The organism is Phyllobacterium trifolii (assembly GCF_014192095.1).
Taxonomy (GTDB): Bacteria; Pseudomonadota; Alphaproteobacteria; order Rhizobiales; family Rhizobiaceae; genus Phyllobacterium; species Phyllobacterium trifolii.
Genome location: NZ_JACHXN010000006.1, coordinates 66,372 through 89,716 on the forward strand (window position 1 = coordinate 66,372; position 23,345 = coordinate 89,716).

At 57.6% G+C, this 23,345-nt stretch carries 22 protein-coding genes, 1 tRNA gene and 2 pseudogenes; 16 read left to right on the plus strand and 9 right to left on the minus strand.

The annotated features are described in order from the left end of the window. The first annotated feature begins 4 nt into the window (after positions 1–4). From fdxH to FHS21_RS10905, 9 genes and pseudogenes are all read left to right on the plus strand, one after another. Positions 5–949 (plus strand): formate dehydrogenase subunit beta, encoded by a 945-nt coding sequence (fdxH, locus tag FHS21_RS10865; protein ID WP_112531153.1) that lies wholly within the window; start codon positions 5–7, stop codon positions 947–949. Then, positions 946–1,641 (plus strand): formate dehydrogenase subunit gamma, encoded by a 696-nt coding sequence (locus FHS21_RS10870; RefSeq protein WP_112531152.1) that lies wholly within the window; start codon positions 946–948, stop codon positions 1,639–1,641. Before fdxH ends, FHS21_RS10870 begins: the two co-directional genes overlap by 4 nt. A 50-nt stretch (positions 1,642–1,691) precedes the next feature. Next, complete coding sequence (gene fdhE / locus FHS21_RS10875) at positions 1,692–2,609, plus strand: formate dehydrogenase accessory protein FdhE (protein ID WP_112531151.1); 918 nt, start codon at positions 1,692–1,694, stop codon at positions 2,607–2,609. Positions 2,610–2,617: 8 nt separating this feature from the next. Continuing rightward, positions 2,618–4,069 carry an L-seryl-tRNA(Sec) selenium transferase gene (gene selA, locus FHS21_RS10880; protein ID WP_112531150.1) on the plus strand — a complete coding sequence of 484 codons (1,452 nt, stop codon included), beginning with the start codon at positions 2,618–2,620 and terminating at the stop codon, positions 4,067–4,069. Beyond that, a pseudogene (gene selB, locus FHS21_RS10885) lies at positions 4,066–5,895 on the plus strand (selenocysteine-specific translation elongation factor); the annotation flags it as partial. The gene selA and the pseudogene selB, both read left to right, overlap by 4 nt. A 129-nt stretch (positions 5,896–6,024) precedes the next feature. Beyond that, positions 6,025–6,120, plus strand: a tRNA-Sec gene (locus FHS21_RS10890). A gap of 26 nt (positions 6,121–6,146) precedes the next feature. Continuing rightward, positions 6,147–6,635: a hypothetical protein gene (locus FHS21_RS10895; RefSeq protein ID WP_112531148.1), complete on the plus strand. Its 489-nt coding sequence runs from the start codon at positions 6,147–6,149 to the stop codon at positions 6,633–6,635. Positions 6,636–6,898: 263 nt separating this feature from the next. Further along, positions 6,899–8,293 (plus strand): selenium-binding family protein, encoded by a 1,395-nt coding sequence (locus tag FHS21_RS10900; protein WP_183661903.1) that lies wholly within the window; start codon positions 6,899–6,901, stop codon positions 8,291–8,293. 35 nt (positions 8,294–8,328) lie between these two features. Continuing rightward, positions 8,329–8,955, plus strand: a complete 627-nt coding sequence (locus FHS21_RS10905; protein WP_112551808.1) for a hypothetical protein — start codon at positions 8,329–8,331, stop codon at positions 8,953–8,955. Between the two features lie 65 nt (positions 8,956–9,020). Here FHS21_RS10905 and FHS21_RS10910 read toward each other — a convergent pair whose 3' ends face one another. Then, positions 9,021–9,719 (minus strand): DUF899 family protein, encoded by a 699-nt coding sequence (locus FHS21_RS10910; protein ID WP_112531146.1) that lies wholly within the window; start codon positions 9,717–9,719, stop codon positions 9,021–9,023. 498 nt (positions 9,720–10,217) lie between these two features. Here FHS21_RS10910 and FHS21_RS10915 point away from each other — a divergent pair, with 498 nt between their 5' ends. Then, positions 10,218–11,258 (plus strand): glutamine synthetase beta-grasp domain-containing protein, encoded by a 1,041-nt coding sequence (locus tag FHS21_RS10915; RefSeq protein ID WP_112531208.1) that lies wholly within the window; start codon positions 10,218–10,220, stop codon positions 11,256–11,258. A 47-nt stretch (positions 11,259–11,305) separates the two neighbouring features. Here the strand turns inward: FHS21_RS10915 and FHS21_RS10920 are convergent, their stop codons facing one another. The 3 genes from FHS21_RS10920 to FHS21_RS10930 form a co-directional block, all read right to left on the minus strand. After that, a complete protein-coding gene (locus FHS21_RS10920; RefSeq protein WP_112531207.1) occupies positions 11,306–11,668 on the minus strand; it encodes a DUF2147 domain-containing protein in 363 nt (120 codons plus the stop codon). A 215-nt stretch (positions 11,669–11,883) separates the two neighbouring features. Beyond that, complete coding sequence (locus tag FHS21_RS10925) at positions 11,884–12,525, minus strand: alpha/beta hydrolase family protein (RefSeq protein ID WP_183661905.1); 642 nt, start codon at positions 12,523–12,525, stop codon at positions 11,884–11,886. 77 nt (positions 12,526–12,602) lie between these two features. Further along, on the minus strand, positions 12,603–13,103 hold the full coding sequence (locus tag FHS21_RS10930; RefSeq protein WP_112531206.1) for a hypothetical protein: 501 nt from the start codon (positions 13,101–13,103) through the stop codon (positions 12,603–12,605). 200 nt (positions 13,104–13,303) lie between these two features. Here FHS21_RS10930 and FHS21_RS10935 point away from each other — a divergent pair, with 200 nt between their 5' ends. Then, complete coding sequence (locus tag FHS21_RS10935; protein WP_112531144.1) at positions 13,304–13,948, plus strand: CDP-alcohol phosphatidyltransferase family protein; 645 nt, start codon at positions 13,304–13,306, stop codon at positions 13,946–13,948. 57 nt (positions 13,949–14,005) lie between these two features. Here the strand turns inward: FHS21_RS10935 and FHS21_RS10940 are convergent, their stop codons facing one another. From FHS21_RS10940 to FHS21_RS10955, 4 genes are all read right to left on the minus strand, one after another. After that, positions 14,006–15,055 carry an alpha/beta fold hydrolase gene (locus FHS21_RS10940; RefSeq protein WP_112531143.1) on the minus strand — a complete coding sequence of 350 codons (1,050 nt, stop codon included), beginning with the start codon at positions 15,053–15,055 and terminating at the stop codon, positions 14,006–14,008. Positions 15,056–15,138: 83 nt separating this feature from the next. After that, complete coding sequence (locus tag FHS21_RS10945) at positions 15,139–15,558, minus strand: organic hydroperoxide resistance protein (protein ID WP_112531142.1); 420 nt, start codon at positions 15,556–15,558, stop codon at positions 15,139–15,141. A gap of 168 nt (positions 15,559–15,726) precedes the next feature. Continuing rightward, complete coding sequence (locus FHS21_RS10950; protein ID WP_112531141.1) at positions 15,727–17,073, minus strand: ATP-binding protein; 1,347 nt, start codon at positions 17,071–17,073, stop codon at positions 15,727–15,729. Continuing rightward, positions 17,070–17,810 (minus strand): response regulator, encoded by a 741-nt coding sequence (locus FHS21_RS10955; protein ID WP_112531140.1) that lies wholly within the window; start codon positions 17,808–17,810, stop codon positions 17,070–17,072. Before FHS21_RS10955 ends, FHS21_RS10950 begins: the two co-directional genes overlap by 4 nt. 239 nt (positions 17,811–18,049) lie before the next feature. Between FHS21_RS10955 and FHS21_RS10960 the strand changes: the two are divergent. From FHS21_RS10960 to FHS21_RS10980, 5 genes and pseudogenes are all read left to right on the plus strand, one after another. After that, positions 18,050–19,345: pseudogene (locus FHS21_RS10960) on the plus strand (cytochrome c biogenesis protein DipZ); the annotation flags it as partial. A gap of 69 nt (positions 19,346–19,414) precedes the next feature. Next, positions 19,415–19,600 (plus strand): hypothetical protein, encoded by a 186-nt coding sequence (locus tag FHS21_RS10965; protein WP_112531138.1) that lies wholly within the window; start codon positions 19,415–19,417, stop codon positions 19,598–19,600. A gap of 62 nt (positions 19,601–19,662) precedes the next feature. Beyond that, positions 19,663–20,172: a peptide-methionine (S)-S-oxide reductase MsrA gene (gene msrA / locus FHS21_RS10970; RefSeq protein WP_112531137.1), complete on the plus strand. Its 510-nt coding sequence runs from the start codon at positions 19,663–19,665 to the stop codon at positions 20,170–20,172. A gap of 166 nt (positions 20,173–20,338) precedes the next feature. Further along, positions 20,339–21,226, plus strand: coding sequence for an alpha/beta hydrolase (locus FHS21_RS10975; RefSeq protein ID WP_112531136.1), 888 nt, complete (start codon positions 20,339–20,341; stop codon positions 21,224–21,226). Continuing rightward, the gene (locus FHS21_RS10980) at positions 21,226–21,990 is read left to right on the plus strand and encodes a 4'-phosphopantetheinyl transferase family protein (RefSeq protein WP_183661908.1); all 765 of its coding nucleotides are present in this window, start codon (positions 21,226–21,228) and stop codon (positions 21,988–21,990) included. The genes FHS21_RS10975 and FHS21_RS10980 overlap by 1 nt, the downstream gene beginning before the upstream one ends. Positions 21,991–21,993: 3 nt before the next feature. On the opposite strand, the gene FHS21_RS10985 is transcribed toward FHS21_RS10980, so the two are convergent. After that, on the minus strand, positions 21,994–23,340 hold the full coding sequence (locus FHS21_RS10985; protein ID WP_376772092.1) for a lysine N(6)-hydroxylase/L-ornithine N(5)-oxygenase family protein: 1,347 nt from the start codon (positions 23,338–23,340) through the stop codon (positions 21,994–21,996). Positions 23,341–23,345 lie beyond the last annotated feature (5 nt).

A 23,345-nucleotide genomic window follows, 5' to 3' on the forward strand; every position in this document is an offset into this window, starting at 1 on the left:
TACTATGTTCCCGCCTGTCCCAAACCCGACGACCCAGCCTGTACCCCCGAAATTCGGCGATCAGGATTTGATCCGCCGGTCGGCGTCAACGGTGACGCCGCCCGCGCAACGGCAGACGGAGGTGGCAAAGCTCATCGATGTCTCCAAGTGCATCGGCTGCAAGGCTTGCCAGTCGGCCTGCATCGAGTGGAACGACACCCATCCGGAAATCGGAATCAACACCGGCGTCTACGATAACCCGCATGATCTGACGCCGGATATGTTTACGCTGATGCGGTTCACCGAGTGGGAAAACCCGGAAACGAACAATCTCGAGTGGCTCATCCGCAAGGATGGCTGCATGCATTGCGAGGATCCGGGCTGCCTCAAGGCTTGCCCGGCGCCGGGTGCGATCGTGCAATATTCGAATGGCATCGTCGATTTCATCCACGAGAACTGTATTGGCTGCGGCTATTGCATCAAGGGATGCCCGTTCAACATTCCGCGCATCTCGCAGGTCACTCATACCGCCTACAAATGCACGCTCTGCTCCGACCGCATCGCCGTCGGGCAGGGACCGGCCTGTGCCAAGGCATGTCCGACGCAAGCGATCGTTTTTGGTACCAAGGATGAGATGAAGGAGCACGCGGCGGGCCGCATCACCGATTTGAAATCGCGCGGTTTTGCCAATGCGGGACTTTACGATCCGCCGGGCGTCGGCGGCACACATGTCATGTATGTGCTGCATCATGCGGACAAGCCGGAGATTTATGCCGGTCTGCCGAACAATCCGCGCATCAGCCCGATCGTAGAGGCCTGGAAGGGTGTCACGAAATATGCCGGGCTCGCGGTGATCGGATTTGCTGCGGCAGCCGGGTTCATGCACTATCTGGTTGCCGGTCCGAACCGGGTTTCCGAAGAGGATGAAGAGGCCGCTGAAAAGCTGACCGGAGAGGAACCTCGCCCATGAGCACGGATTATGACGTGGAGAAGGGCGATAGCGTTCATCCGGGCAAGCCCGTTACCGTCGACCGCTACACGGCGGGTGCGCGCGTCAATCATTGGATCACGGCGATAAGCCTTGTGCTCCTGGCGCTGTCCGGCCTTGCCCTGTTCCATCCCCGCCTCTTTTTCCTGACGGGGCTCTTTGGGGGAGGCCCGTTGACGCGGATCATCCATCCGTGGATCGGCGTTCTTCTGTTTTTCAGCTTTTTCGGTCTGTTTCTCCGCTTCTGGAAAGCCAATCTCTGGAAGCGTGAGGATGGCACCTGGCTCGCGCGCATTCGGGATGTACTGACGGGACATGAAGAACGCTTGCCGGAGGTGGGTAAATACAATGCCGGACAGAAATTTGTCTTCTGGTCGATGTCGGCTCTGATCATTGTTCTGATTACAACGGGTCTGATAATCTGGGATCAGTATTTCTCCGTGTTCACCACAATAGAGCAGAAACGATGGGCCGTGCTCATTCACGCGATTGCTGCTATTTGTGCGATCAGTGTCTGGATCATCCATGTCTATGCAGCGATCTGGGTGCGCGGTACCATAAGGGCAATGACGCGCGGTTCCGTGACCGGCGGTTGGGCGTGGAGGCATCATCGCAAATGGTTGCGTGAGCTGGTCGGCAAAGCATCAAAAGGCAAATCGACGCCCGCCGAATAACAGGGTTCAACATCGGTCCACGTGGCCCGGCGGGTTCGTGAGGGAGTTTTATGAGTCGCAAAAGCGCGGTCGTACCGGATCCAACAGCGATTGGGAATATTGCGTCACCGCCCTTTGCGCGTCTGCCCGATCCCGCTTCGCTTTTTCCTGCCAGATCGAGGCGTCTGCGCCAGTTGGCTGAAACAAGCGATCTCGCACCCTATCTGAATTTCCTTGCCGAACTTGCCCAGGCCCAAAACGATATCCAGCCGGATCTCCCCCTGCCGCACAGCCCCGGCGCGGCAACGATTGCGCGTGCACGCGAGTTTGAAATGCCGCCGCTCGACCGAAGCCTGATCGAGGGCGATCCGGCGATTGGCACGATATTTGATCGCCTGTTCGCCGCGGTTGCCACTATCGAGAAGCCGGTTGCCGCGGCCAAGGCGCTGGCTCGCGTGACAGCAGCCGATCCTGCCGAACGTCTTGCCATGGCACAGACCGTATTCTCCAACACATTGCCCGGCGATGCGATTGCCGAGCATGTTTTTGTATGGGCGGGGCTACAGGTATATTTCGCCCGTCTTGCATCCGTTCTTGATGTGGCCGCGCTGGCGCCGGTCGCCGATGGCGTTTGTCCCGTTTGTGGCGGCGCGCCGATGTCATCGATGGTGGTCGGCTGGCCCGGTTCGCACGGCGCGCGGTTTTGCTCATGTTCCCTGTGCGGCACGCTCTGGCACTATGTCCGGGTCAAATGCGTGCTCTGCGGTTCCACCAAGGGGATCGGCTATCAGGAGATCGATGGACGAGGCGGGATCGTGAAGGCGGAGACCTGCGATGAATGCCATGGCTGGTCGAAGATACTGCATCAGGACAAGGAGCCCGCGGCCGATCCCGCTGCCGATGATGTGGCGAGCCTCGACCTCGATCTCCTGATGCGGGATGGGCCTTATCACCGCGGCGGGTTTTCTCCGCTGTTAGCCGGCTTTTAGGAGGTGAAATGGACAGCAATACCAGCTTGCGCCGTATTCCTTCAGTCGATCAGCTTCTGAAGTCGGCGTCGGCAGCGGGCATCATCGAGCGTTTTGGTCGTCCGGCCCTCACTGAAGCCTTGCGAAGTGCATTGGCGCAGACACGTGCTGACGTACGTAATGGACTTAACGCGCCCTCCGGGGAAACCATCATGGCTGCCGCGCTAGTTAGCCTCGAGGCGGCTGACCAGTCATCGCTCCGGCCACTGTTCAATCTGACGGGTACGGTACTGCACACGAATCTCGGTCGTGCATTGCTTGCGCAAGCGGCGATCGAGGCTGCAACGGCGGCCATGCGCGAGGCCGTTGCACTTGAATTCGATCTTGAGAGCGGCAAGCGCGGTGAACGCGATGATCATCTGCGTTCCCTGATCTGCGAACTCACCGGGGCGGAAGAGGCGACCATTGTCAACAACAATGCCGCGGCTGTCCTTCTGGTCCTCAACAGTCTGGCGGCGGGCAGGGAAGCCATCGTCTCGCGCGGTGAGCTGATTGAAATCGGCGGGGCTTTCCGCATGCCGGATATTATGGCGCGCGCCGGTACGCGTCTAGTCGAGGTCGGTACCACGAACCGCACCCATGCCCGGGATTATCGCGATGCCATCGGTCCCGATACGGGTCTGATACTGAAAGTTCATACCTCCAACTATCGCGTCGAAGGCTTCACCAAGGAGGTGGGCGCGCGCGAACTGGCTGGCATCGCCCGCAGCAAGGACGTTCCGCTGGTCAATGATCTCGGTTCCGGTACCCTGACGGATCTCACCCGTTTCGGGCTTGCGCACGAGCCGACCGTGCGCGAAGCGATCGATGAGGGTGCCGACATCGTGACCTTTTCCGGTGACAAGCTCCTGGGCGGCCCGCAAGCCGGGTTCATCGTCGGTCGAAAGTCACTCATCGAGACGATCAACAAGAACCCGATGAAACGGGCGCTGCGCGTCGACAAAATCCGCCTTGCGGCGCTCATTGCCACATTGCAGCTCTATCGCGATCCGGACCGCCTGAGTGAGCGGCTGCCAACCATGCGGCTGCTTACCCGTTCGCAGGACGCCATCGACGCACAGGCGCAACGATTGGCGCCGATCGTGGAGCGTGCGCTGAAGGGCGCTTTCGCCGTTGCCGTTATTGCGTGCGAAAGCCAGATCGGCTCCGGAGCTTTGCCGCTGTCCACCGTGCCGAGCGCCGGCTTGGCACTGACGCCGATCGAGGGCAGTGGAAGCATGCTCGCTGAACTGGCAGCTGCGTTCAGGCGACTTCCGCTGCCGGTCATCGGCCGTATCGAGCGCGGAGCGCTGGTGCTGGATTTACGCTGCCTTGAGGACGAGGCCGGTTTTGCGGCCAATTTTGCCGCCATCGCAAATTTGGATATGGGCAAGAAGAGTGTCGCGACGGGGGCGGAAATCGACGAGGTGGGCAAGCCATGATCGTCGGTACCGCAGGGCATATCGATCACGGCAAGACATCACTGGTCAAAGCGCTGACCAATGTCGACACCGATCGGCTGAAAGAGGAAAAGGCACGCGGTATTTCGATCGATCTCGGCTTTGCATATATGCCTGTAGAAGGCACAGAGATACTTGGCTTTGTCGATGTGCCGGGGCACGAGAAGTTCATCCACACCATGCTTGCCGGGGCCAGCGGCATCGATTTTGCCCTGCTGGTCGTTGCCGCCGATGACGGAGTCATGCCGCAAACACACGAACACCTCGCCATCATCGACCTCCTCGGTATCGAACGCGGTGTCGTGGCTCTCACCAAGGCTGATCTGGTGCAGGAAGAACGGCTCATCGAGGTAGAAACCGCGACACGAAACGAACTTGCCGGTACGGCGCTTTGCGATGCCCCGATCATTGCCGTTTCAACGGTTTCGGGTCGCGGCATCGCGGCTTTGCGCGATGAAATCGTTGATGCCGCCCGGACATTCGCCCGCCGCCGGGCAACTGGCCGCTTCCGGCTGGCGGTCGACCGGTCATTCACAATACAGGGGGCGGGTACCGTTGTAACCGGAACTATCCTTTCGGGAATGACTTCCGTCGATGATCATGTGACGGTGAGCCCTTCTGGCCTTTCCGCCCGCATCCGTTCCATCCATGCGCAGAACCGGCCGAGCAAGGTTGGCAGAGCCGGTGATCGCTGTGCTCTCAATCTCGTCGGCCCAGACATCACGAAGGCGGCGATCAATCGCGGCGACGTGGTGCTTGACGCCAGTCTGCATGCGCCGACGAGCCGGATTGACGCGACATTGCGTGTGCTTGGCTCCGAACGCAAGCCGATCGGTCACTGGTTCCCGGTACGGCTGCATCATGCTTCGACCGAGGTCGGCGCTCGCATCGCTTTGCTGGCTGATGAGCCAGTAGCCCCCGGGGCACGCACCCGTGTACAACTTGTGCTCGACCGGCCGATCGCTGCAGCGGTTGGTGATCGTTACGTCATCCGCGACACGTCTGCGCGGCGCACGCTTGGTGGCGGCCGCTTCCTGGATTTGCGTGGTCCGGCCCGCAAACGCCGGACTCCAGAGCGAAGGGCACAGCTCGATGCACACGAATTGATCGAGCCGGACGGGGCGTTGGAAGCATTGCTTGCAGTGCCGCCATTTTATCTGGACGTCACGACCTTTGCCCGTGACTGGGCCTTGGCGACGGCAGATGTCAGTGCGTTGGCAGAACTGGTAGATGCGGTGCAGTTGCCTGTTGATGCTTCGGTTGTCGCCATATCGTTTGGGCAGTGGAAGAAATTCCAGCGAGATCTTCTGGATCGGCTCGAAACTTTCCATGCTGACAATCCGGATTTGTTGGGGATCGGCATTGAACGGCTACGGACGCAGCTTGAATTACGCATGCCTGTACCTGCGTTCCGTGCAGCCTTGCAAAGTCTTGCCCGCGGCGGGGAAATCGCGCTTGATGGAGCCTGGGTGCGGCTTTCCGGGCACGAAGTGACGATGGCTCCGGCTGACGAGCGACTATGGAATGCGATTGAGCCGCTACTCGGCGGAGCCGAACGTTTCCGCCCGCCGCGCGTCCGCGATATTGCCGCATTGTTTGCTGTGCCGGAGCCGCAGGTGCGCCGGCTACTGAAGCTGGGCAGCCGCATTGGTAAGGTACATGAGGTGGCACACGACCATTTCTTCCTGCGAGGCACGGTTGCAGAAATGGTTGCTATCATCGTCGAGATCAGCACAGCCTCCGAAGAGGGCTGGTTTACCGCCGCGCAATTTCGCGACCGGGTCGAAAATGGTCGCAAGGTTGCAATCCAGATCCTTGATTTCTTCGATCATCATAGCATCACATTGCGCTGTGGCGACCTTCGCCGCGTTAACCGGAACCGTCTGGATCTCTTTGCGGGTCCGACAGATGGTGCGACGGGCGAAGATACTGTTTCTGGAGGAGAATCGTCCCCGGTGGGGCGTCCGGACTTCAAATCCGGGAGGGGCCGAGAGACGGTCTTTGGTGGGTTCGACTCCCACTCTCTTCCGCCATCGCCCGGTCACTCCGGAAGCTCCCGATGACGACCGTAACCACTTATATCGAGCGCCTGCAGCAAGCAGCCGACAAGGCGCAATCGGCCGAGACCGCCTATCGGCGGGAGGCGGCAACCCGCATAGCGGCACTCGAACGCGAACGTGCTTTCGCCTTTCGCCGAATGAATCTGATGCGGTCGGTCGCGGAGGCGGCAAAGCCGCAAATGGCGGACGATAGCGATCCGGCCGAGCGGAGCGGTGAGGAAATCGCCGTCGCGCGCGCCCTTGCGCTGTTGCGGGTGAGGCTGGGCTGGTCGTCAGATAGTGAAACGCGGGATGCAACGCTCGCGCATTTCGCACCTGTAGTCATTGCACTTCACCTTGCTTCAGGCGGCGCGGAGATGCCTGATGAGACGTCAGGTATCGATGATGCGCTTGGGCACTTCGAGGCCTGGTATGAGAAGGCTCACGGCGTTTCGTTCTGGATGCTTTTTGAAAATCCGATGCAAGATACGCCGCGTGTCGACTTCTGAGACCCCGCCTTGAAAGTCACTGCGGCGGTCATCTGACGCTGTTTTCTGCGCTTCCGGTGCTCACGTACCTTAAGTACGCTCCGCGCCGGTTCTCGAAAACCACGCCATATGTCTCGCCTCAGCGACTTTCAACAGACGGGTCCCGCATCCGTTATCAAATGATCTGATTGGACACCGCTTCTTCCAAGTGCGAAGATCACCCGTCACATTCATTTTAGGAACCGCTGCGCAAGACTTCGTTTTGATCAAGAGGAAGTTCCATCATGGCAACCTGGCAACCCGATCCCTCATTCTATCCCTCGCCGAGAATGGCCGCCAAAGCGCCGGCAGAAAAGCTGGCCTATGTGGCCGCCTTCGATCCGGATCGCAAGAAACCCGATGCAATCGCCGTCGTCGATGTTGATCCGACATCGCCTTCCTATTCCCGTATCGTCGGCCAGGTCGACATGCCGAATGCGGGAGACGAACTGCATCATTTTGGCTGGAATGCGTGCTCGTCCTGCCTTTGCCCCAATGCGCCGCATCCTCATATGGAAAGGCGTTATCTCGTCGTGCCGGGCCTGCGGTCGTCGAGGCTGCACATCATAGACACCAAGCCCGATCCTCGAAATCCGATGATCATCAAGGTTATCGAGCCCGAAGAAATTGCGGAAAAGGCAGGGTACTCGCGGTTGCATACCATTCACTGCGGACCCGAGGGGATTTATGTCAATGCGCTTGGAAACGCCGAGGGCAAGGCGCCAGGTGGCATATTCCTGCTCGATCCTGAAAGTTTCAATGTGCTTGGCCAATGGGAGATGGATCGCGGGCCGCAAAAGCTCGCCTATGATTTCTGGTGGCACCTCGGCCATGACACGATGATCACAAGCGAATGGGGTACGCCCGATACATTCGAGGATGGGCTTGTCCCGGAGATTCTGCTCGGCAGCAAATATGGACGCAGACTGCATTTCTGGGACCTCCACAAGCGCAAGCATCTGCAGGAGATCGATTTCGGTGAAGAGCACCAGCTCGTGTTCGAGTTACGCCCTGCGCATGATCCGACCAAGGCCTATGGTTTCGTTGGCTGCGTCATCAGCCTGAAGGACCTCTCCGCATCGATCTGGACGTGGTATCGCGACGGTAACAAATGGGCTGTCAAAAAGATCATCGAAATTCCCGCCGAGCCTGCCGATGCTTCATTGCTACCGCCTGTGCTGCAGGGCTTCCAGGCGGTTGCCCCGCTCGTCACCGATATCGATCTGTCGATGGATGATCGGTTCCTCTATGTTTCATGCTGGGGCACGGGCGATATGATCCAGTATGACGTATCGGATCCTTTCCACCCGAAAGAAACCGGCCGGGTCAGGATTGGCGGCATTGTTTCCCGGGCTACCCATCCAAAGGCCAACAATCGTGCGCTCAATGGCGGGCCGCAAATGGTGGAAATCAGTCGGGATGGAAAGCGTGTCTATTTCACCAACTCGCTCTATGGCGCCATTGATCCGCAGTTCTATCCGGACGGCATCGACGGCTGGATGGTGAAGCTTGACGTCGGGGAGAACGGCGGGATCACATTCGACGAGAATTTCTTCGTTGACTGGCCGAAAGGTCATCGTCCGCATCAGGTGCGGCTGGAAGGGGGCGACTGCTCATCGGACTCGTATTGCTACCCTTGATGAGGCCGGCAGCCGCGAAACGAATGGCAGCGTAAATGGTAGCCATGTCACCGTGGCTGGTGCTTGCTGGCCTTGGCGTTTTTCACGGTCTCAATCCCGCAACGGGCTGGCTTTTTGCCGTGGCGCTCGGTCTGCACAGAAGGAGCCGCAAAACAGTTTTCCTGTCGGTAATTCCCATCGCCATAGGACACGCGATTTCGATCGCTGTCGTTGCATTTTTGGCCGTATTGCTCGGCCTCATCATCGATCAGCGCGTTCTCGAAATTATCGCGGGCGCGGTGTTGCTCGCATGGGCTGTCTACTACGCCACATATGGCCATCGCCACCGTGTCAGGGTCGGCATGACCACCGGAATGACAGGGCTTGGGTTGTGGTCATTCCTGATGGCGACCGCCCATGGGGCAGGCCTCATGCTGGTGCCGGTTGTCATCCCGCTTTGCCTCTCGGCCAGCCCCGCCAAAGAGCTGACAGCGGCGGGTTCATTGCCGATAGCCCTGGCAGCTATCGGCACGCACATGGCAGCGATGCTCGCGGTGATCCTGCTGGTAGCAATCGCGGTTTACGATTGGTTTGGCCTCGCATTCTTGCGCCGCGGATGGATCAACTTTGATGCCATCTGGATCGCGGCGCTTGCGATCACGGGTATTGTCCTGATTGCTTGAGGCCGTCATAGCGTGAATCTCAACGGCCCCTAGAGCGAGTTTTGTCTACTCAGAGCTGGTTCTGTTTAATACTCAAGCTTCGGATACCAATCCTTGCCGCGACCTTCGGGCGTTGCATCGAAAATGGTCCACAGTGGCATGGGGTCCGGTGCGCCGCGCGGGTCCTGCCCGGGATCGGCGGTCGCTACGCCCATTTCCTCGCTCCAGAAGTGGCGGATTGTGCCATCGCGACGGGTGAAGACGTTGAATGCGGCTCTATCTTCGTCCTCGGAACTTACATAGTCGCGAGTATAATCGCCGCTCATGTCGGAATAGAGCTTGAGGCCGTGCCAGCCACGTTCCTTTTTGAAAGCGACAAGCCGCTCGATCGGCGAGCGCGCGATCACCGCCAGGGCTACGCGCTGTTCGACATCTTGAGCCTCGCCATCCCAGGCGCTGAGCTGCGAGGTGCACATCGGACACGGCCGGTTGCGCTGTGGTCCGAACATGTAACTGTAAGCCACGAGTGTCTGTTTGCCATTGAACAGATCGGCGAAACTCACAGGTCCGTGCTCGCTTTCAAATCGATAGTTCCTGTCGACTTCGCCGCCGGGTGGCAATGCCCGGCGTTGCTCGGCAACGCGCTCGATGTGGCGCCTCAATTCGATCTCTTCCGCCAACAGCGCACTACGCGCCTGTCGGTATTCGTTGCTCTCATTCGGAAAGTGCACTTCGCTCTGTTTCACGAGCTCCGCTGCGGGTGTCAGTGGATGGGTAGTGTTCATGATCGATCCTTTGGGTGGTTGTGTATTCGATCCGGCGGCCCAGTCGCAGGGATGAGCCTGCCATAGCGAAGTCTATGGCATTATAACGTTGATATCAACGTATCATATTGTTAGATGTTCCAATTCGGCTTCCGCGTGCTCTCGCTGAGGGCAAATTCGATTTTGCGATGCTCAAATTAAAATCACTCTGATGCTTTTTAATGCGGTTCGTTTCACCCAGCGCCGAAATCTGAGGCGATTTTTCCGAGCATATTGTTGGTTCACTGGCTAACGTCGCGATCACTCGCAAGAAGGGGGGATATCTGCGTCTGCCCCGCCTGTCATGAATCGTTCTTATTTCGACGGTCGGCCCTCTGGACGCTGCAATTTTTGAAGAAATTCGAGACGGCCAGATGAATTGGCATGGAACATGCTTTGTCTTCTCATGGTGCAAGCTGGCGTTACTCGATCATCGGAATATCCTGGATCGCTACGCCTTCAGACAAGGAAGGTAAAAAAATGACAAAATACAAGCTCGAGTATATTTGGCTGGATGGATACACCCCGGTGCCGAATCTTCGCGGCAAGACGCAGGTCAAGGAGTTCGATAGTTTTCCTGCACTTGAGGATTTGCCGATGTGGGGTTTCGACGGCAGCTCCACGATGCAAGCGGAAGGCAGAAGTTCGGATTGCGTGTTGAAGCCAGTGGCCATCTATCCTGATAGCGAGCGCAAGAACGGTGCTCTTGTCATGTGCGAAGTCATGATGCCGGATGGCGTTACGCCGCACCCTTCGAACAAGCGCGCATCGATCCTCGATGACGAGAATGCTTGGTTCGGATTTGAACAGGAATATTTCTTCTATAAAAATGGCCGTCCACTCGGCTTCCCGGAAGCCGGATATCCTGCTCCGCAGGGCCCGTATTACACGGGCGTTGGCTATAGCAGCGTCGGCGATATTGCCCGCAAGATCGTCGAAGAACATCTCGATGTTTGCCTGGCAGCGGGCCTCAACCACGAAGGCATCAACGCCGAAGTGGCCAAAGGCCAGTGGGAGTTCCAGATATTCGGAAAGGGTTCCAGAAAGGCCGCCGACGAGATCTGGCTGGCGCGCTATCTATTGCAGCGTTTGACCGAAAAGTATGGCATCGACGTTGAATATCATTGCAAGCCGCTCGGCGATACCGATTGGAATGGTTCGGGCATGCACGCCAATTTCTCCACACAGTACATGCGGGAAATCGGCGGCAAAGAGTATTTCGAGCAGTTGATGAGTGCCTTCCAGAGTGCGACGGCCGATCATATCGCCGTCTATGGCCCCGACAATCATCTGCGCCTGACTGGCAAGCACGAAACGCAGTCCATTCATACGTTCAGCTACGGCGTGGCTGATCGCGGCGCATCCATCCGGGTACCGCATAGCTTTGTAAACAATGGTTACCGTGGATATCTCGAGGACCGCCGCCCGAACTCACAGGGCGACCCCTATCAGATAGCGTCCCAAATTCTCAAGACCATCGCATCCGTTCCTCTCGAAAGCGACATCTCGGTCGCTGCCTAAAGGACGCAAAGGGCGGCAAAGATCACTGATCTTTGCCGCCCTGTCACCTATTCGCGCTGCCAGGTCTGGGTTTTGCATAGAAGGCCGCCTAGGACGCAACCGGAGAGTTGAACACTCGCTTCGGAAAATTTTGCCTTGCCCGCATAGGTCTTGCCGCTCTCGGTATCGTAAAGAGAGCCCGTATACGATCCAGAACCGTTTGACTTCAGGGTGACTGCCTGAAGACCCACCACCGGACGGTCGTGTTTGGAAGCATCGGGATTGTTGACGTCGTTGACCGGATTCTTCATCCATACGATCGTCCCGCAAACGCCGGCGTCACATTCGCTCAGTTTGACTTTCGTGCCGCCAGACTCGTTGACATAGGTTCCAACAATCTTTGGTTCCTGCGCCATTACGGCAGTTGTCATGCTGCCTGCCAAAACGAGAGAGAGAATAGCTTTCTGAGTACCGAACAAATCGTGGCTCCGTGTTACATTGTGGTGGAAAATCGATGCGCTCTTTGCGCGGATGGCTATAGTTTGTGGCAGTTGTTACAGCAGAAATTGGACAGGAATAGGGACAAAGCAAGTTTCGTGACTAATGATCAAGGGTGAATCTGGAGCGCCCCGTATGACAAGCGCGATCATAGCGCCAGGCGACCCGTCCACTCCGTGACCGCCGTGGCCAGAGTCTTCAAATGATCGGCGGCCGTGAAGCCGGATACGCTCTTGCGAGGCTTGAGATCGTGGTCGCCGTCCTCCAGCCAGAGAAGGTCGATCTTGTGTGAGAGAGAATAATCCTGAACCTCGTCTCGCGTGCCGAACTCGTCGCGTGTGCCCTGACAAATCAATGCAGGCGTCATCAACCCGGCGAGATGCTTCGTACGAAGTTGGTCCGGCTTGCCCGGTGGATGAAACGGATAGCCAAGGCAAAGGAGACCGGCAACTTTTCCGGCAGAATGGAGATCGTCAGCGATCATGCTGGCGACCCGTCCACCCATCGACTTGCCACCAATGATCAGCGGACCGGTTGCGCCGAGTTCGGTTATCGCCACCATGTACTCCGGGTTGAGTTTTTCAGCGCGAGGCGGAGGCTTTCGCACGCCTGACGTACGACGAGACGCCATATAGCCGAACTCGAAACGCGCAACGCGAAAGCCCGCCGCGGCAAGAGCCTTGGCCGTGGCTTCCATCGACGCTGAATCCATCGGTGCTCCTGCACCGTGCGCAAGAAGGATGGTGACCGGCGCATCGTCCGGTCCGTCGAACAGAAACTTATCGTGCATTACAACCTGTCGTTTTTGACCCGCGATTATTGTGACACGGTATGCTGCAGTCGTGGAATGAGGAATATTTCTCCAGGCTAATTGCGCACGAGATTTATTTCACTGGTGACAACGGACGTACGTGATCGAGGATCCATGTCGGTTGTTGTCAGCACCATGCCGTTATTGCCGACTTTCCGCATGGTTATCTGTGCTTTGCGGTCGCCATTGACATTTTTGGCCCAGAGAATGCCGAGGTTAATGGCGTTTCCGCGCCGCGTTCCAGAAAGGCGAGCTACGCCGGTGGCTGATCCAGTGTAGGAGCCGGTGTATCTGCCGCCACTCGATGTCAAGTTGACCGCAACAGCGCGGGACATGACCATCAAGCCGGTGCAATTGCCCTCCAGCGCCAGCGATGAAGGTGTGGTTGACGAGTCGAAGGTACAAGAAACCGTCATCGACGGTACGTTCGTGCGTATGCGCACCGCGCCGTTACCCGCCCATTTGCCTTCGAGAGATTGGAGAAACGCCGCTTCGTCGGCACGTGCAGCTTCCGCCATCGTCAAAACCAAAATCAGTCCCGCAAGAATCTGTATCATAGCGGCATCCTTCAAAGCTTGAGCAAAGCTGATGTTCCAACGCGCCATCTCAAGGGTGGGTTCCGCTTAGGAAAACGGCCCGCCGCCGGATACTGTACAACTGGCAACGCATTGGCGCAGTAAAAATACCGGCATCCACTTTCAATTTCGATTGCGGAAGGGCAATCTCGGCGAGGGTGGTCGCCAGGTGGGGGAAGTGAATGAGTAAACTGCAAGAGGAAGTCGCGCGCCGCCCTATTTCCAGCCGGTCGTCTCCCTGGGCCATCAGGCTCAGCAAATACATGGCGCAAGCCGGCATCACTGCCAACAGCATTTCACTGCTGTCGATTGTGTTTGCGGTCGTCGGGGGCGCGCTTATCGCGTTTGTGGTCCATCCAATTGCGTGGCTTTGCGCGGCTGCGTGCGTGCAGTTGAGACTGATCTGCAACCTTCTCGACGGAATGGTCGCGATCGAAGGCGGCAAGAAAACACCGAGCGGGCCTCTCTACAACGAATTTCCCGACCGGATCTGCGATACGCTGTTTCTTGTTCCGGTTGGATATGCTGTGGGCTACCCTTGGCTTGGCTGGCTATGCGCGCTGCTCGCTGCCCTGACCGCCTACATCAGGGTTTTCGGTGGATCGTTGGGATTGGCTCAGGATTTCAGCGGCATCATGGCGAAACAGCGCCGCATGGCAGTTCTCACGGCGGGTCTCGTTGTCCAGTGCGTGGAAACGTGGCTCTTCGGGAGCCACTGGTCACTTCTTGTGGCATTGGCCATTATAACGATCGGCAGTCTTGTGACCTGTGTCATGCGAACAGTCAGCATTTCCCGGGGATTAGCAGTCCGTTCTGGCCCCGAGTGACTTGATATCACAATGAAAGTACTGCGGACCCGCGTCTCTGCGGACCCGCAGTAGCTCCTAAAAGGTATCGACGTCGAGGACGGCTTGAGCGAAGTCGTGCGGTGCTTCCTGTGGCAGATTGTGGCCAATACCGCCGCTACTGGTCCGGTGCTCGTATTTCCCTGAGAACTTGTTGCGGTACGCCGCTGGATCCGGGTGCGGCGCGCCGTTGGCGTCACCTTCAAGTGTTATCGTGGGGACTGCAATCACCGGAAATGTTGCCAGCCGTTTTTCCAGATCGTCATATTGCGGCTCACCTTCGACGAGGCTCAAGCGCCAGCGATAGTTATGAATGACGATTGCGACATGATCCGGGTTGTTGAACGCTTCGGCCGACCGGTCGAACGTTGCGTCGTCGAAGTTCCATTTCGGCGATGCGAGTTGCCAGATGAGCTTGGAGAAATCGTGCCGGTTGCTATCGTAGCCCTGGCGTCCGCGTTCGGTTGCAAAGTAGTACTGATACCACCAGGCGAGCTCGGCCTTCGGTGGCAACGGTTTCTTGTTCGCCTCCTGGCTGCCGATCAGATAGCCGCTTACCGAGACCAGAGCTTTGCAGCGCTCTGGCCATAGGGCCGCAATAACGTTGGCCGTGCGCGCACCCCAGTCAAAGCCGGCAATGATTGCCTTTTGTATCTTCAGTGCATCCATCAACGCGATGATGTCGACAGCAACAACGGCCTGCTGGCCATTCCGGACCGTATCGCCCGAAAGGAACTGCGTGGTGCCGTAGCCGCGCAGATACGGCATGATCACGCGGTAGCCTGCGCCGGCAAGCAAAGGAGCGACGTCGGCGAAACTATAGATATCATATGGCCATCCATGCAGAAGAATAACCGGGTAGCCATCGGCTGGACCAGCTTCGGCATATCCGACGTTGAGGACGCCGGCGTCGATCTGTTTGATTGGACCCAGGGAGGTATTCGTCCCCGGCTTGATGGTGGGCAGCGCCGCCGATTTCGTGCCGGTCTGGGCGTTCGCCCTGACGGACTGGAGGAGTGTTGCGGCAGCAAAAGTCGCGGCCGCTATGCCGAGAAGCCCTCGGCGGCGATGGTTGATTTCTTGCGACATTTCATCGTATCCATTGCTGAAGTTGATTCAGACTGATGCTAGCAAAATGGCCCGCCCGTTCAACGTGGCCAAGCCTTTGTGCTCTAGACGACGTTGAGCACTACATCGACGTTGCCACGTGTGGCTTTGGAGTACGGGCATGTCTGATGTGCACCGTCGACAATCGCTTGCGCAACGTCGCGCTCCAGGCCCGGCAGGCTGACGTTGAGGCGCGCTTGAAGGAAATAGGCGCCATCGACGTTGCACAAATCCACTTCGGCATCGACGGCCGTGTCTGCCGGCAGGGTCACCTTCATCTTGCGTGCTGCAAGGCCCATGGCGCCGATGAAGCATGCCGACCAGCCGGCAGCAAACATCTGTTCCGGATTGGTGCCGCTGCCAGCGCTGCCTGGGGTCGAGAATTTGACGTCAAGATGGCCATCGTCGCTGCGGCCAGAGCCACCGTCCCGACCGCCGGTGGTGTGGGTTTTGGCTGTGTAGAGCACTTTTTCGACTTGGGTCATTGTATTGGTCCTTTGAACGGTTGATTTGCTTCGGGCAATGACTGCAGCCAGTCATTGCCCGCATAAGGCGCTAGAGACGTATCCCTCATGTGTCAGGGTTGGCGGGAATTGAAACGAATTGTGTAAGGAGGCGAGGCCGGTACATTGAGATACAAATGAGCGGTCCAACTATTGCGATGAGTTTACCGGCTTTTGAGGCAATGTTATCTCTGCGGAAAGACCTCCACTGGGTCTGTTTGCCAGGTTAAGCGTCCCGTCAATGGCGAGAGTGAGTTCCTGCGTGATTGCCAATCCCAGCCCTGTGCCGCCGGTTCCTCTATTCCGGGACTGTTCCAGCCTGAAAAATGGCTGGAGGACTGCCTTGAGCTGATCCTCCGGAATGCCCGGGCCACGATCGAGCACTTTTATGATGACTGTCCCTTGAGAGTCTTTCTCAAGAGAAACTTCGGCGCTTCCGCCGAATTTCAGAGCATTGTCGATCAGGTTGGTGAAGATGCGGCGCAGGGCGTGGGGCCGGGTGACGATTGCAGTTTCAATCTTTCCGCTCAGGGTCACAGCCTTGCCGGTATCTTGATAGTCATAGACGAGACTTTCCATAAAAGAATCCACGTCAAGACGGGAGGCTTTTTCTGTATTTCCATGAGCGCTGCGCGCATAGGCAACGCCTTCGTGTACCAAACGCTCGATCTCCGCCAGATCCTGAACCAATTTGTCCTTTTCAACGGACTCTTCGGCAAACTCCGCACGAAGTTTCATGCGGGTTATCGGCGTTTGAAGATCGTGCGAGATAGCCGCAAGGATCTGTACCCGCTCTTCAAGGTAGAGTGCGATACGATCTCGCATGGCGTTGAATGCCGTTGCGGCATAGGCGACCTCGCGCGGGCCCGTCTCGCTCAACCTCGGCGTTTTCTTGTTCGGGTCGAGCGTGTTGGCAGCATTTGCAAGATTTATGAGGGGGCGGATGGCCTGCTGAACGGCAAACCATGTGCAAAGAATGAGGAGAAGCAGCTGCGCGATGAGAACATATGGCAGCCATTGTGCCAACGGCATGATCGGTGCCGGATTTACATCGATTGTCAGCGGATTCCCATCGCTCAGGGTCAGATGAGCTTGCAGGCGTTTGCCATCGCCTGGGATCGACTGAAATCTTATCGGGAAACGCGGATCGACGGCCTGCCTGATCTTCGCCGCGATACCGGCGCCCTGGTCGGTCAGGGTGTCGATGCCGGGAAGTCCGGCGCCCAACTCAAATCGATAGGTTCCCCGGTCGAGGCGCTTAAGCCAATCGGCTCGCTCAGACGCTGGCAGGCGATCGAAAATCGCAACCGACGTCGCGACATCGTTCTCAAGTGTGTTGAGCATCACAGCCTTGGCGGCCATGTAACGCTCGAGAAACTGGACGCTGAAGGTGAGTCCTTGCGCAAGCAGCAAACCAGCAAGCAGTATCAGGAAAAGCCTCGATCCCAGAGTGCGCGGCCATAAGCGCAACGGCCGAAGTGCGGCACCGATGCTCATTGGCGAAGCTCGGAAATCTCGACCGGCATTGCCAGGACGTAGCCCTCGCTGCGAACGGTTTTGATGTAGGCGGGTTCGCGTGCGTCATCACCAAGGCGCTGGCGAAGCCGGCTTACCAGTAGATCGATGGACCTGTCGAACAATTCAGCCTCGCGTCCTTGCGTGAGGTTCAACAGTTGATCCCGATTAAGCACGCGCTGCGGATGATCGACAAACACGCGAAGCAGGCGGTATTCGGCACCGCTAAGTGCTATAGCCGTTCCCTCGCGGTCGAGCAGATGCCGGCCGGTGGTGTCGAGTTGCCAATCACCAAAGGTCAGAAGCTGGCCGACCTCGGTTATCTGGAGATTGGGCGGGAGCATGCGCGTACGGCGCAGGATTGCCTTGATGCGCGCCAATAACTCCCGCGCGGCAAATGGTTTTGCGAGATAGTCGTCTGCACCCATTTCCAGGCCAACGATGCGGTCGGTTTCGTCGGTCCGGGCGGTCAGCATCAGAATTGGTGTTGCCTTGTGCTTGCCGGCGCGAAGTTCGCGGCACAGGACCAGACCATCATCGCCGGGCATCATTATATCGAGAACGATGAGATCGACGGAGTCTGTCTCAAGAAATGACCGCATATGCCGTCCGTCTACCGCCACGGTGACGCGCAGGCCATTCTTCTTGAGGTAACCCGAAACAAGTTCCCTTATTTCGCGATCGTCATCGACGATCAGAATGTGGTCGATGTGATCCATCGCGCAATGCCTTCCATTGATATCGTGGCAGTACTTTAGCAGGCATTTTTCGCGCGCGGGCGAGGGCCTTTCGGAAAAATTGTAAGCCAATGTATCCGCGTTGCGCCTGGATACATTGGCCCACAATTTTGGCTGGTTGAGACACATGCGCGATACGTCGCCGGCGCCTTGTCCCCGGCAACGGCTGAACTCCGTCCGCTGCGCTTCGGCGCTCCTTCAACTATCCAAAGGATACGAAGATGACCCTTCCGGTTATTGCTTACCTTGCAGGCGTGCTGACAATCCTCAGCCCATGCATCCTGCCTGTCCTGCCATTCGTTTTTGCGCGTGCCGAACAGCCGTTCGTGAAGAGCACTCTGCCGATGCTCGCAGGCATGGCGATCACTTTCGCTCTTGTCGCGACACTGGCGGCGGTCGGCGGCAGCTGGGCTGTTCACGCCAATGAATATGGCCGCTACGCTGCAATCGGGCTGCTTGCGATCTTCGGCTTGACGCTTGTCTCGCCGCAGCTAGCAACAATCCTGACACGGCCCGTCGTTGCATTTGCCAACAGGCTGTTGAACGCGACGGGTGGACCACGCTCGACGCCGACGGCCGGTGGTTCGCTGGTTCTCGGTGTTGCAACGGGCCTGCTGTGGGCGCCCTGTGCAGGCCCGATCCTCGGTCTGGTTTTGACGGGAGCCGCGCTTCAGGGTGCGAATGTCCAGACAACCTTGCTTCTGCTTGCCTATTCGGCGGGTGCCGCAACGTCACTGGGCTTGGCCCTGCTCATTGGCGGGCGCGTGTTCACGGCCATGAAGCAAGCGCTTGGAGCGGGTGAGTGGGTGCGCCGCGGCTTGGGCATTGCGGTACTTGCAGGTGTCGTCGCCATTGGTTTTGGTGCCGATACAGGTTTGCTTGCGCGGCTTTCAACCGTCGGAACGAGCAAGATAGAACAGGCACTTCTAGACGGATTGCATACCAAGGAGCCGTTATCAGCTAGTGCAGCGATCACGACTGACGGTCCTCAGCTCGCGCTCAACGCCAGCGAAGCATTCCGCAGCGATCTGCCGGTTGAGGGCCAGTTTCCTTCACTCGATGGAGCTGTCGAGTGGCTGAACTCGCCACCGCTCACGACAGAGCAGCTGCGCGGCAAGGTGGTGCTCGTCGATTTCTGGACGTTCGCTTGTATCAACTGCATCCACACCGTGCCCTATGTTCGGGCCTGGGCGGAAAAGTACAAGGATCAGGGCTTGGTGGTAATTGGCGTGCACGCGCCGGAATTCGCCTTCGAACGCAAGATCGAAAACGTCAAAAAGGCCATAGACGAATTCAAGATCGGTTACCCGGTCGCGATCGACAACAATTTTGCCATCTGGAAAGCGTTCGACAACAGCTATTGGCCAGCCCACTACTTCATCGATGCCAAGGGCCAGATCAGGTACCACCATTTCGGCGAAGGCGACTATGAGGAGTCCGAGAAGGTCATTCAGGATCTGCTGGCCGAGGCGAAAGGCCAACAGGCGGCCAAGACTGTGCCGGCTCCGACTGCAAAGCAGGGCTGACCGAAGATGAAAATGCTTCGGGCTAAAAGCCCGAGGCTAAAACCTTCAAGGAGACATATCATGCGATTTGCCATTTTATCCCTGATCGGCGTGGCAGTGCTGATCTCGCCATGCGTCTATGACACCGACCCTCGGGAACCGTCGCCTTTGGCCGCGTTGATTGCGCAAGGCGATCCCCAACTTGCGGCACCCGGGATTGACTTCTCGAGCCGCAATCCCGACATCTCTACCGAAACAATGCAGTGACAGAGTGTGCTTTGAAGGCATAAAGTACTGCAAATTCCATCACAATGAATGGAGGACATCCAATGACAAAAGAACGGGCAGTGCTGGCCGGCGGCTGTTTCTGGGGGATGCAAGATCTCTTCCGGCGCTACGACGGCGTGATATCGACACGTGTCGGCTATTCCGGCGGTGACGTGCCCAATGCGACATACCGTAACCACGGAACCCATGCGGAGGCCATCGAGATCGTCTTTGATCCCGACCGGATCAGCTACCGGCAAATTCTCGAGTTCTTCTTTCAGATCCACGATCCAAGCACGCGTAACCGTCAAGGCAACGACGTTGGACTGAGTTATCGTTCGGCGATCTTCTACACGTCGGAAGAGCAGGAGCGGATTGCAAAAGACACCATTGAGGATGTCGACGCTTCCGGCCTGTGGCCTGCCAAGGTGGTGACTGAAGTTGCGCCAGCCGGAGATTTCTGGGAAGCGGAACCCGAGCATCAGGATTATCTCGAGCGCATTCCGAACGGCTATACGTGCCACTTCATCCGGCCCGGTTGGAAACTCCCGGTTCGAGAGAAGATAGCCTGAGCCATTGCGACCAACAAACAGAGGCCGGTGTTCACACCGGCCTTTTTATTGCGCATAGCTTTCACGACGAAATTAAATATTGACTAAATTAGTCATGTTTTATAACTGACGCGGCAAGGGCTGCTCCAAGAGCAGACCTGCACCGAAATCCCACAGCGATGGATCTATGCAAGCATTTCCGAATACATCGCCCGCTTTGGTCGGACACACAACATTTCACGATGTGATTTCCGGTCGAAACGGCGCGGTCTACCGGATATTTATCTATTGCCCACCCGGCGATGCACCTGAGCAGGGTTGGCCGGTCCTCTACATGACCGACGGCAATGCGGTGATCGGCACGGCAGTCGATGTAATGCGAGCGCAGGCGAGCTATCCGAGTGGTACCAATGTCGGATATGGGGTCGTCGTGACCATCGGCTACCCTCTCGACGCTGCATATGATCCCCTGCGCCGCTCCTGGGATCTTAGCCCGCCGCCCGGTCAGACCTATCCGCCATTCTACGAAAACAGTCCGGTAGTGAAAACCGGCGGTGCCGAAGAGTTCCTGGGATTTATCGAGGAACAGATAAAGCCGCTCGTCGAGGCAACACATCCGATTGACCGGAGCCGTCAAGCGCTCTTCGGCCACTCCTTCGGCGGTCTTTTCGTGCTCTACAGCTTTTTCACTTCGCCTTCGGCCTTTACGACCTGGATCGCCGCCAGTCCATCGATCTATTGGGAAGACCGTGTCATCGATCAATTCTATCCGTCATTTGCTGCCGTTCCGAAGACGAGGGATAACGCGAGGCTGTTCCTCTCCTGCGGCGAGTATGAAACCGACAAACTGGCGCCGTTTCAGCTTGGTGCGTCGGATGAGGCTGAGCGGCTCGAGCAGAAAAAAGTCACACTGAACGATGTGAATGCCGTGGAACTGGTGGAGCGGCTGAACGGTCTGCCGGGCCAGCCGATACGTGCACAATTTGAAATCCATCTCGGTGAGAATCACATGTCATTGCTGCCGGTTGCCGTCAATCGTGCGATCCAGAATGCATTCGCCGTCAGAACACTGTGATGATGACGCTGCCGTGCGATCCGCTGTCGGACTTGCCGGTTGTTCCAGCCTCGCGCGTCGACCAAGGGGGATCCGGCGTCGATATCTGGTGGTGGGCCCATGGGCCTGACACGGACTGGACCAGAATAAGTGTCGCGTTGGTCCCCGACGAACGGGCACGAGCTGCGAGCTTCCATTTTGAAAAAGATGCCCGAGCCTTCATGGCGGGGCGCTACTTGCAGCGATCGGTCCTCTCGCTTTATACGGCCGCGCCGATTGCCGATCTGAACATCGTCGCCGGACTGCACGGCAAACCAGCTCTCGCCGGGCAGTCCGACGGAATTGCCTTCAACTTGTCCAATACGGAAGGGTTCGCGGCCTTCGCGATCAGCGGGGACGCCGTGGCACTGGGTATCGACGTCGAAGCCCTCACGACGGTGATTGAACCCGAGACATCTTCATTATTTTGCTCGGCGGCAGAGTCCGAGATGCTCTCGGTGCTGCGCGGCCAGGCGCGTCAATCGAGGCTTCTGAGCTATTGGACCTTGAAGGAGAGTTACCTCAAGGCGACAGGCACCGGCCTGACTGCAGCGCCGGAACAACTGAACATCCGGCTGGATCGCGAGACGAACGCTATTCGCATGGATAAGGTGCCGAGCGACGATGACGCCTTGTGGCATCACCGCCTTTTTCTCGCACCTTCCGGTCATTTGATTGCTGTTTCAACACAGTCGGGGGGAGAGGAATTGCTCTTTCATCAACGTGAACTGGTCCATCCTGCTTGATGCTCAGTAATCGACGGCGATGTTCTGCCCCAGAGTGTCGTGTCCGCCCGAAAGCCAGTTCACCTGCGAGTCGTGCGGCTCCAGATCGAAGTGCGGCCGGCCCACCAGCGAATTGATGATGTGTGCGCTGCGCCACGCCATAAGGCTCAGCTGCGAGTCGGCAATCCCGTGACTGTACCGCCCGGCGTTCTGCGCAAAGATCCGGTTCTGTTTTGGGCCGCTCCAGTTGAGGCAGTATCTGTCGTCCAGAACGGGCCGATTATGACGGTCGAGCTGAATGCGGTCCTGTAAACCGGCAAATGCGTCGGGAAGTCTGAATTGATATCCCGTTGCCAGGACAATTGCATCGGCATGGGCGACCTCAACACCACCATCGAAACGATTGCGTACGATCAGGCGATAGCCATCCTTGTCACCTTCCACCTGGATGACATCGCGGTTGGGCGAGAGTTTCGCCTCGATGTTCCGGTTTTCCAGATAGCGCAGACTGTAAAGTCGCCGGTAGATAGCGTTGATTGTCGAAATAGATAGCCCGTCACTCGTCAGGATCGAAGCTTTCAGTGCGTCCAGCTTCTGGTCGCTATTGAGATTGAGATAGGCGTAGACATATTCCGGCGAGAAGACCTGATTGGAAAACGCCGTATCGTTGATCGGCTCGAAATTATGCCGGCGGCTGAACCAGTTGAGTTCCTTCAGCGTCGATTTTGAGTTCAGCAGCGCTTCCACGACTTCACCGCCGCTCTGTCCACCGCCAATCACCGCGATGCGCGACGCATTGAGGCCAGGCAGGCGGTGTTTTGCCTCCGAATTGTGGAAACATCTTTCACCGAGGAAGGGTGTCGCCCAGGACGGTACCGATGGTGTAGTACCAGTACCGAGCACGAGATTTCTGGCGGTTACCGCACCGCTATCAAATTGGACATGAAATTTGTCCTTGTCGAATTGAACCTCTCGCACGGTAGAGTTGAAACTGAGGTTTTTTAACCGGCGAGCTACCCACTCGAGATACCGGGCAAACTCGCGACGCGGCACTGCATCGTAATGGGCGTTGAGGAAGGCATAGAGCCTCTTATGCGCGACGAGGTAGGAAATGAACGACCATGGGCTGGTCGGCATGACCGGCGTGACGAGGTCTTTCAGATAGGAAGATTGCAGTTCGACATCCGGCAGCATCATGCCCGGATGCCAATCGAAACTTGCGCGGCTTTCGTAAAAATGCGCCCTGACATTCCCGATGCCATCGAGGAGCGATGCCAGGCTGAGATTCGAAGGTCCGATACCGATACCGGCCAGATCCAGGGTATCGCTTGCGGGACTGGTCCGATCATTGTTTGCAAACATCGCAGTCATCAGAA